This is a genomic window from Reyranella sp. (assembly GCF_050185545.1).
GTDB lineage: Bacteria > Pseudomonadota > Alphaproteobacteria > Reyranellales > Reyranellaceae > Reyranella.
On sequence record NZ_JBFWZI010000064.1, the window covers coordinates 26,457 to 35,737 of the forward strand.

9 protein-coding genes and 1 tRNA gene are annotated in these 9,281 nt (G+C 67.8%); 3 read left to right on the plus strand and 7 right to left on the minus strand.

Annotated features, from left to right (window positions below):
* Positions 1 to 59: 59 nt before the first annotated feature.
* On the minus strand, positions 60 to 533 hold the full coding sequence (locus AB7O82_RS18310; protein ID WP_428549613.1) for a MarR family winged helix-turn-helix transcriptional regulator: 474 nt from the start codon (positions 531 to 533) through the stop codon (positions 60 to 62).
* Between the two features lie 792 nt (positions 534 to 1,325).
* On the opposite strand from AB7O82_RS18310, the gene AB7O82_RS18315 reads away from it, so the two are divergent.
* Entirely contained in the window at positions 1,326 to 2,525 is a 1,200-nt protein-coding gene (locus AB7O82_RS18315; RefSeq protein ID WP_428549611.1) for a CaiB/BaiF CoA transferase family protein, read from the plus strand.
* Here the strand turns inward: AB7O82_RS18315 and AB7O82_RS18320 are convergent.
* The 6 genes from AB7O82_RS18320 to aroA form a co-directional block, all read right to left on the minus strand.
* Positions 2,512 to 3,489, minus strand: a complete 978-nt coding sequence (locus AB7O82_RS18320) for an ornithine cyclodeaminase family protein (RefSeq protein ID WP_428549609.1) — start codon at positions 3,487 to 3,489, stop codon at positions 2,512 to 2,514. The two genes, AB7O82_RS18315 and AB7O82_RS18320, sit on opposite strands and share 14 nt — an antisense overlap.
* 168 nt (positions 3,490 to 3,657) lie before the next feature.
* Positions 3,658 to 4,065: a lipopolysaccharide assembly protein LapA domain-containing protein gene (locus AB7O82_RS18325; RefSeq protein ID WP_428549607.1), complete on the minus strand. Its 408-nt coding sequence runs from the start codon at positions 4,063 to 4,065 to the stop codon at positions 3,658 to 3,660.
* Between the two features lie 91 nt (positions 4,066 to 4,156).
* On the minus strand, positions 4,157 to 4,537 hold the full coding sequence (gene ihfB, locus AB7O82_RS18330) for an integration host factor subunit beta (protein ID WP_428549605.1): 381 nt from the start codon (positions 4,535 to 4,537) through the stop codon (positions 4,157 to 4,159).
* Positions 4,538 to 4,697: 160 nt separating this feature from the next.
* A complete protein-coding gene (rpsA, locus tag AB7O82_RS18335) occupies positions 4,698 to 6,431 on the minus strand; it encodes a 30S ribosomal protein S1 (protein WP_428549603.1) in 1,734 nt (577 codons plus the stop codon).
* Between the two features lie 154 nt (positions 6,432 to 6,585).
* Entirely contained in the window at positions 6,586 to 7,206 is a 621-nt protein-coding gene (locus tag AB7O82_RS18340; protein WP_428549625.1) for a (d)CMP kinase, read from the minus strand.
* Between the two features lie 5 nt (positions 7,207 to 7,211).
* Complete coding sequence (gene aroA, locus AB7O82_RS18345; RefSeq protein ID WP_428549623.1) at positions 7,212 to 8,618, minus strand: 3-phosphoshikimate 1-carboxyvinyltransferase; 1,407 nt, start codon at positions 8,616 to 8,618, stop codon at positions 7,212 to 7,214.
* Positions 8,619 to 8,765: 147 nt separating this feature from the next.
* Here aroA and AB7O82_RS18350 point away from each other — a divergent pair, with 147 nt between their 5' ends.
* Positions 8,766 to 9,128, plus strand: a complete 363-nt coding sequence (locus AB7O82_RS18350) for a TIGR02300 family protein (protein ID WP_428549601.1) — start codon at positions 8,766 to 8,768, stop codon at positions 9,126 to 9,128.
* A 58-nt stretch (positions 9,129 to 9,186) separates the two neighbouring features.
* A tRNA-Ala gene (locus AB7O82_RS18355) sits at positions 9,187 to 9,262 on the plus strand.
* The last annotated feature ends 19 nt before the right edge of the window (positions 9,263 to 9,281 follow it).

Consider the following 9,281-nt stretch of genomic DNA (forward strand, 5'->3'; position numbering starts at 1 on the left):
TCCCTCGTGCTCATGGATCATGAGCACGAGGGACGCCCGCGGTCCGAGAGAGACGATCGTCAGGTGATCTTGGCGAGCAGCTCGAGCAGCAGTCGCTGCTCCTGGGCGTTGAGCGGCTTGAGGGTCTCGCGCGATACCGCCGGGCCGTTGAGCATGAGCCTGGTGATCAGGCGCTGCCCTTCGACCGTGAGGCTGAGCAGCGTGCGTCGGGCATCGCCCGGGTCGGGTCGCGAGTCGACCAGCCGGCGGGACTTCAACCGGCGCACCACGCCCTGCATCGTCGCCTTGTCCATGCCGACAAGACGGCCGAGCAGGTTCTGCGACAGCTCGCTGTACTCGTGCAGCTTCACCATGCTCGAGTACTGGGTCGGCGTGATGTTCGGATCGCCGATCGTCGACTGGAAGATCGCACTAGCGCGCTGATGCGCGCGCCGCAGCTGATAGCCGATCTGATCTTCGATGCGGTAGGGCCGCGGCGCCGGGTTGATCGTCGACCTGGGTTCTTGCTGTTTCTTCGCGACGTTGCTTCGCATCGCCCCCGCCCTTTGTTGGCTCCTTCGCTACACCTCCGGCGCGCGTTGCACAACGGTTTCATATCACTTGCGGACGGAGGTGAAATGATTCGTCTTGTGATCAGTCGATTTCACACAGCGCCGCGTAGTGGTGGACGTTCCTGCAACCCACCCCGAGATGCGGTCACTGCCGAGCAGCTCACGCATCGGCGTCGTGGCTCACCCTTGCAGTGCAATCCTTCTTCGTGCCGACAGCCAGACTGCAGCGCCGCCTGCGCGGCATCGCCTTTCGCGCACCATCGATCATCCTCGCGAACCGCCGCCACCGGAGATCGCAGCCGATCACGCACCATCCGGTCGACGAGAGCGGAGCATCGGCGATGATCGATCGTTCCCGCCGGCGCAGCCGTCCAACGCGCTCACCTCCTCGTCGACGATTCGTTCCTCGGCGCCCGGAGTCTTCCACAAGGATCGGAAATTGCGCGACGAGCAGGGAGGGTTCGTCACCGGCCGGCTCATCACCACCTTGGCGCGCGCTCGTCGAGCCTCGACTTGAGGTCGTCTTCGCAACGGATAGTACGTTCGCACACCGTCAGCCCTGATAGATGGCGTCATGCGCACTCGCCTCCGGGCCTCGAGCCTTGCCGCCTTCGATCATGCGATCTCGCGATCGACGGCGCGCAACATCTTCGTTCGCGTTGCAGGGTGGCGCGCGCAGCTGTTGTTCCGTCCGTTCTGCCTCGCAAAGCGCCGCCCGTGACGCCGGGCCGACGCAATGGCAGTCTCGCGCCGGTCTCTTGAAAGAACCGAAGCATGGCTGGCGCACTCGCAGGAATCCGGATCGTCGATCTCACCAATGTCATTCTGGGGCCTTACGGCACGATGCTGCTGGCCGACCAGGGAGCGGATGTCATCAAGGTCGAGGCGCCCGAGGGTGATGCGGTCCGTCACATCGGCAAGCCCGGGAAGACGGCGGGCATGGGCCCGACCTACCTCTACGTCAACCGCAACAAGCGGTCGCTCTGCCTCGATCTCAAGAACGAGCGGGCGCGCGCCGCGCTGCTCAAGGTGGTCGAAGGCGCCGACGCCTTCGTGCACGCCTTCCGGCCGCAGGCGATCGAAGGCTTGCGTCTGGGCTACGAGGAGATCCGCAAGATCAAGCCCGACATCGTCTATGTCGGCGCCTACGGCTATTCGGCCGACGGTCCCTACGGCAGGCTGCCGGCCTACGACGACGCCATCCAGGCCCGCTTCGGCATCGCCGACCTGATGGGCAGGGCGGCGGGCGACGACGTTCCCCGCTATCCGCCGACCATCATCGCCGACAAGACGGTCGGTCTCACCTTTGCCTTCTCCACTCTTGCCGCGCTGATGCATCGCCAGCGCACCGGCGAAGGCCAGTTCGTCGAGGTGCCGATGTTCGAGACCATGGCCGCCTGGCTGATGGTCGAGCACCTGTGGGAACGGACGTTCTCCGACTCGGGCGAGGTCGGCTACTCGCGCCTGCTTGCCCGAACGCGCAAGCCGTTTCGCACGCTCGACGGCTGGATGGCGATCCTGCCCTACATCGACAAGCACTGGCGCAATTTCTTCGAGATCATCGGCCGGCCCGAGGTGCTCGAGGATCCGCGCTACTCGACCCTCAATGCCCGCTCGCTGCACATCAACGACATGTACGCCATGGTCGAGGCGCTGGCGCCGACCAAGACGACGGCGCAGTGGGTCGAGATCCTCGATCGGGCGCAGATCCCCAACGCGCCGGTGATGCGTCCCAGCGACCTGCTCGAGGACCCCCACCTGGTGTGGCGCCAGCTCTTCAGGAAGTATCCGCATCCCAGCGAGGGCGAGGTCATGATGGTCGAGCCGCCCATGCGCATGAGCCGCACGCCGCCCGCGATCCGCACCATGGCGCCGCTGCAAGGCGCCGATTCGCGCGCCGTGCTGCGGGAGGCCGGCCTCGGCGCGAGCGAAATCGACGCGCTCAAGGCCGCGGGGGCGCTTATCGAGCCGTGACGGCGAGCTCGGCCGCCGCCAGATCCTCGAGCGCGGCGCCGACCGACTTGAACAGGGTGATGCCGGCGAGGTCGCCGGCCGGGCGGCCCGCCTTCGAGCCGCGCGCCAGCTCGGCCAGGTCGGCAACGATGTCCTCGGCCGTGATCGTCCCGTTGGCCAGGGGCTGGACGATGTCGCCGCCCTCCTTGAGCGCGCCGGCACGCGTATCGACGAAGACGCGGGCCCGCGCCACCGCCCGATCGTCGCTTTCGCGCATCTCGGGCGTGAAGGCGCCAACCAGATCGACATGCTGGCCCGGCCGCAGCCAGTCGCCTTCGACCAGCGCCGTCCTGGACAGGGTGGCGCAGGATACGATGTCGGCCGCGACAATGGCCTGCCGGCGATCCGGCGCGACACGAACCGCGATCGGCCGGCCGATGTCGCGCGGCAGCGACCTCGCGAGCTCGGCCGCGAGTTCTTGCGCCCGCCCGGGATGGCGGCCCCATATCAGGACCTCCTCGATCGGTCGGACCTTGGCATGCACGCGAATCAGCTGGGGCGCCAGCGCGCCGGTGCCGAGCATCGCCAGGGTCTTCGCATCGGCGCGCGAGAGGTAGCGCGACGCCAGGCCCGAGGCGCAGGCGGTGCGCCGCTTGGTCAACATCGTGCCGTCGAGCTGGGCCACCGGCGCGCCGGTGCCGCCGTCGAGCAGCAGGTACTGACCGTAGATCGACGGCAGGGCGCGCGTGCCGTTGTCGGGAAAGACCGTGACCAGCTTGATGCCGATATGGCCGCCCGGCCCGCTCGTCCACGCCGGCATCAGGAGCAGCGTCGCATCGGCCGACCCGGGACCGTTCGGGGCCACGATCGTGTGGTGATGGCGCGTCGGCATCTCGCAGCCATCGCGGAACATCGAATCGAGCCGTTCGATCAGCGCCAAGTCGTCGAGGGCGCGATCGACCTCGTCGGCGGAGAGGATCCTCATGGCGTCCTCACCCAGAGAGCCTGCGGCCTCGTTGAGGTGGGGCGCGCACCACTCCGCGAACGAACCTCTTGCTCTACCGGACCGCGGGCGTCCCGCCCGCTCTTGCACATGATGTTGAGCGGGCGGGACGCCCGCGGTCCGGAAGAGCATGAGAGGGCCTCAGCGTCATCACGCGAACGGGCCGCGTCGGTCGGACGTGACGAGATCGGGCGCCACCATCGCGCTCTGACGCTCGATCGCCCTCTGTTCGCGCGGCGCAGCCGGGCCGGGTGGAGGCGGCGGCGGGGCCGCGGCCGCCGCGGCCTGGCGGACGCGCTGGATCTCGCGCTCGAGGCGACCGGCCTCGGCGATGGCCTCGCGCGCATGCCGGCGATGATGGCGGCCCGCCCACCAGCCGATGCCGAGCCCAGCCAGCACGCCGAGCAGCAGCAACACCACGACCAGCAGGTAGAGCGGCATGATCACGATGTGGGGCAGCGGCCACAGGGTGAGCTGCACAGATTGACTGTTGCTGACCGCGATCAGCACGCCGACCAGGACGAAGAGCAGGAGCAGAGCGCGCGACAGGATCTTCATGGGTGCCTACCTTGGCACAACGCCTTGTCGGTAAGCGAGGGAACGCTACTTCTTGTCGCCTATCGGCTTGTCGCCTGTCGGCCTGGAGAGCTCAGGTCGGTCCGTCGCCCTTGGGCTTGTCGCTCCCCGGTCCGTCGCTCCCCGCCCTGTCGCCCGGGGGCTCGCCCGGATGGAGACCGGCGGCCAGAGCCGCCTCCTTGTTGAGGCGGTCGCGCAGATCCTTGCCGGTCTTGAAATAGGGCACGCGCTTGGACGCCACGGCGACCTGTTCGCCGGTCCGCGGATTGCGTCCGGTGCGCGGATCGCGCTTCTTCACCGAGAAGGCGCCGAAGCCGCGCAACTCGACGCGATGCCCATTTGCCAAGGCCTTGGAGATTTCATCGAAGACCGTCGCCACGATACGCTCGACATCTCGTTGATAGAGATGGGGATTTCGGGCCGCCAGGCGGGCAATCAGCTCCGACTTGGTCATCTTATCATTGTAGCGCAAAACACCCCTTGGTCAAGGTAAGTCCTTGAAACAAAAAGAAAAGGCCGGTCCCGAGGGCCGGCCTTTCCAAACTTTTCAGTGCTGAAGCGCCGCTTCGCGTCTTCCTGGCCTCTACGCCGAACGCAGCTCGGCCGGCCAGGGACTACTTCGCGTCTTCTTCGCCCTTGCGCTGGGCGCGGCTCAGCGCGGCGCCCAGGATGTCGCCCAGGCTGGCGCCGGAGTCGGACGAGCCGAAGTCGGCCATCGCCTTCTTCTCCTCGTCGAGCTCGCGCGCCTTGACCGACAGCACGACCCGGCGCGAGGCGCGGTCGATGTTGGTGATCTTGGCGTCGAGCTTGTCGCCGATGGCGTAGCGGTCGGGCCGCTGCTCGGAGCGGTCGCGCGACAGCTCCGACTTGCGGATGAAGCCGGTGATGCCGTCCTGCACCGTGACCTCGATGCCGTTGTCCTGGATCGAAGCGACGATGACGGTGACCACGTCGCCCTTCTTGGCGACCGCGCCCACCTTCTCGAACGGATCGTTGGCGAGCTGCTTGATGCCGAGCGAGATGCGCTCCTTGTCGATGTCGACGTCGAGGACCTTGACCTTGACCTGGTCGCCCTTCTTGTAGTCGCGGATCGCCTCGTCGCCGGCCTTGTCCCACGACAGGTCGCTGAGATGGACCATGCCGTCGATGTCGCCGGGCAGGCCGACGAACAGGCCGAACTCGGTGATGTTGCGGACCTCGCCTTCCAGCTCGGTGCCGGCCGGGCACTGCTCGGCGAAGCTTTCCCACGGGTTGGCCAGGCACTGCTTGAGGCCGAGCGAGATGCGGCGCTTGGACATGTCGACGTCCAGCACCATCACTTCGACCTCCTGAGAGGTCGACACGATCTTGCCCGGGTGCACGTTCTTCTTGGTCCAGCTCATCTCGCTGACATGGACCAGACCCTCGACACCGGGCTCCAGCTCGACGAAGGCGCCGTAGTCGGTGATGTTGGTGACGCGGCCCTTGAGCTTGAGGCCGACCGGGTACTTGGCGCCGGCGCCGTCCCACGGGTCGCTCATCAGCTGCTTCATGCCGAGCGAGATGCGCTGCGTCTCGGAGTTGAATCGGATGACCTGCACCTTGACCTGCTGGCCGATGGTGAGCGCTTCCGACGGATGGTTGATGCGTTTCCAGGCGATGTCGGTGACGTGCAGCAGCCCGTCGACGCCGCCCAGATCGACGAACGCGCCGTAATCGGTGATGTTCTTGACCACGCCGTCGAGGATCTGGCCCTCCGACAGGGCGCCCATCAGCCGGGTGCGATCTTCGGCGCGGGTCTCCTCCATGACGGCGCGGCGCGACACCACGATGTTGCCGCGACGGCGGTCCATCTTGAGGATGGCGAATTGCTGGGCCTGGCCCATCAGCGGGCCCACATCGCGCACCGGGCGCACGTCGACCTGGCTGCCCGGCAGAAAGGCCACGGCGCCCGACAGGTCGACCGTGAAGCCGCCCTTCACGCGGCCGAAGATGGTGCCCATCACCCGTTCCTGGTCGGTGAAGGCCTTCTCGAGGAGCGTCCAGGCTTCCTCGCGGCGCGCCTTGTCGCGCGACAGGACGGCTTCGCCGTCCTTGTTCTCCATGCGGTCGACGAAGATGTCGACCAGGTCGCCTTCCTTGACCTCCGGTGCGCCCGTTCCATTGGCGAACTCGCGGAGGGCGACGCGGCCTTCGGACTTGAGACCGACATCGACGACGACGAAATCATTGGCAATCCGGACGACACGGCCCTTGACCACCGTGCCTTCGAAGCTCGCCGAACCGCCGAGCGACTCGTCGAGAAGTGCTGCGAACTCCGCGCTGGCGGCGTCATTCGGAGATTTGCGCAGGGCGCTGCCCTTGGCCATTCAATACCTCTTTCCTGCGATCCCGGGCGAAACGCTGCCGCCCGTCGGCCAACCGGTTAAGTCCGGCGGATCCACTGCCTGTAAACACACCCGCGCCCGGACGACTCGCCCGTTCGCAATCGCCGCTGAACGTCTTCGACCCGCCGGCGGCGACTTACGGCCCGGCGGATCGAAAGCCCTTGCTCGCCAGGAACGCCAGGGCGGCGGCAAAGGCCGCATCAGCATCCATGTCGCTGGTATCGAGAAGGTAAGCATCGGGCGCGGCTTTCAAAGGGGCAGCCGCCCGTTCGCTGTCGCGACGGTCCCGCTCCGCCATCTCGGCAAGAACGCGCGACCTTATAGGGTCGGCCCCGCGTCCGCGCAACTCCTGGAAGCGGCGTTCGGCCCGCGCCTCGACACTCGCGGTGACGAAGAGCTTTACCGGCGCTTCGGGGCAGATCACGGTGCCGATGTCGCGCCCGTCGAGCACCGCGCCGGAGGCTTGGCTGGCGAATCGTCTCTGGAACTCGAGCAGATTGGCCCGCACCTCCGGCAGCGCCGCCACCCGCGAGGCCGCCTGACCTGCTTCGTCGCCCCTTAGAAAGGGATCGGTCAGATCATGTTCTTGCAACGAAGATGCGACTTCTGGCGGAGGCTCGCCGGTGCGCTCGGCACGCCACCCGACCGCCCGGTAGAGCAGGCCCGTATCGAGATACGGCAGCCCGAAATGGTCGGCGAGACGCCGCGCCAGGGTGCCTTTACCCGACGCCGAAGGCCCGTCGATGGCGATGACCAGCTGGCTCACGCGGCGCCGGCCGCCGGCCCGGACACTGGCCTCGCCACCGGCCTCGGCGCGAGTTCCGACACTGGCCCGATCCGAGCGCCGAGCCGGTTCATGAGGTCGGCGAAGCCCGGAAAGCTGGTGTCGATCGGCGATCCGTCGTCGACCGCGACGGGTTCGCGCGTGGCGAGACCCAGCACGAGGAAGGACATGGCGATGCGATGGTCGAGATGGGTCGTCACCAGGCCGCCGCCGGCGGGCGGCGCCCCGGTGCCATGGACGGCGAGGCTGTCGGCGCCGATCTCGCAGCGCACGCCATTGGCCTGCAGGCCGGCCGCCACGCTCGCCAACCGGTCGCTTTCCTTGGCGCGCAGCTCGCCCAGGCCAAGCATCCGGGTGATACCCTCGGCGCAGGCGGCGGCAACCGCCAGGATCGGGTACTCGTCGATCATGGTTGGCGCCCGCCCGGCCGGCACCTCGACGCCCTTGAGGCCACCGCCGCGGATGTGCAGGTCGGCGACCGGCTCACCGCCGATCTCGCGCCCGTTCTCGAACACGACGTCGGCGCCCATCTCGCCCAGGGTCTGGTAGAGGCCGGCGCGCAGCGGATTGATGCCGACATTCTCGATCGTGACGTCGCTGCCCGGCCGGATCGCCGCCGCCACGGCAGCAAAGGCGGCAGACGACGGATCGCCCGGCACGACGATGTCGCGTGCCATGAGTTCCGGCCAGCCGACCACGGTGATGCGCTTGCCGCCGCCCTCGGCCGGCGCGACATGCACATCGGCGCCGAAGTGGCGCAGCATGCGCTCGGTATGGTCGCGCGTCGGCTCGGACTCGATCACCGTGGTCTCGCCGGCGGTGTTCAGGCCCGCCAGCAGGATGGCGCTTTTCACCTGGGCCGAGGCGACCGGCAGGCGGTACTCGATCGGCACCATCTCATCGGTCCCGATGATGGCGAGCGGCAGGCGGCCGCCTTCGCGCCCTTCGAAGCACGCACCCATCTGCGACAGCGGATCGATCACGCGCTTCATCGGCCGGCGGCGCAGCGAGGCATCGCCGGTCATGAAGCTGGTGAACCGGTGGCTCGCCAGGATGCCCGCCAGCAGGCGGGCCGAGGTGCCCGAATTGCCGAGATCGAGCACGTCGGCAGGCTCGCGGCCGCCGCCGACCCCGAACCCCTGGACGCGCCACAGCCCCTGCTCCGGCTCGCGCACGACCTCGGCGCCCAGGGCGCGCAGGGCGGCTGCCGTGCACAACACGTCCGCGCCTTCCAGCAGGCCCTGCACCGTGGTCTCGCCGAGCGCCAGCGCGCCGAGCATGAGGGCGCGGTGCGACATCGACTTGTCACCGGGAGCACGGACACGGCCCCGAAGGCGCGGCACGGAATGGGCGACGAGCTTGATGGCAGGGGAAGGACTGGACAGCTGGGCCTCCCGAAGGACGGCGGATTTGCGGCGCGGCGCCCTCGTAGCATGCCGGAATTTGGTTTTGACAGGGTGAAAGGCGCGTGACATACGCGCTCCCTCGCGGCCGATACGGCCGATTCTGCGGAATTTTCCGGGAGCTTCTGCGTGGTCAAGGCGAGCTGGGGTATCAAGCGCACCTGCCAGAGCTGTGGCGCGCGCTTCTACGATCTGAACAAGAGCCCGATCAAGTGCCCGAAGTGCGGCCGCGAGCACGATCGCGAGGACTTCGTTAAGGTCCGGCGCGGCCGCGGCGCGGCCGCGGCGACTGCGGCTTCGCTGGCGGCCGCCGCCGCGGCGGCGAAGGCGGCCGCCAAGAAGAAGGTCGACGAGGCGGCACTGGCCGGCGACGAGGTGCCCGAGGTGGAGGGCGAGGAGGCGCTGGAGGATGCCGACGATCTGGCCGACGAGACCGAAGATCTCGAGGTCGAGGTCGAGATCGAGGACGACAAGGGCGAGCGCGACCGCTAGCCCTGTTGCCAGCAGGCAGGCCAGGACTTATACCTCGCGCCCGCTTCCCAAGAATTCCGGGGCCATAGCTCAGCTGGGAGAGCGCTACAATGGCATTGTAGAGGTCAGGGGTTCGATCCCCCTTGGCTCCACCAACCAAATCAAGGGCTTAGC

Bases quoted from the DNA above. Each gene is read 5' to 3' on its own strand.
- AB7O82_RS18310 (WP_428549613.1), bottom strand. From the start codon at position 533: ATGCGAAGCAACGTCGCGAAGAAACAGCAAGAACCCAGGTCGACGATC.
- AB7O82_RS18315 (WP_428549611.1), top strand. From the start codon at position 1,326: ATGGCTGGCGCACTCGCAGGAATCCGGATCGTCGATCTCACCAATGTC.
- AB7O82_RS18320 (WP_428549609.1), bottom strand. From the start codon at position 3,489: ATGAGGATCCTCTCCGCCGACGAGGTCGATCGCGCCCTCGACGACTTG.
- AB7O82_RS18325 (WP_428549607.1), bottom strand. From the start codon at position 4,065: ATGAAGATCCTGTCGCGCGCTCTGCTCCTGCTCTTCGTCCTGGTCGGC.
- ihfB (WP_428549605.1), bottom strand. From the start codon at position 4,537: ATGACCAAGTCGGAGCTGATTGCCCGCCTGGCGGCCCGAAATCCCCAT.
- rpsA (WP_428549603.1), bottom strand. From the start codon at position 6,431: ATGGCCAAGGGCAGCGCCCTGCGCAAATCTCCGAATGACGCCGCCAGC.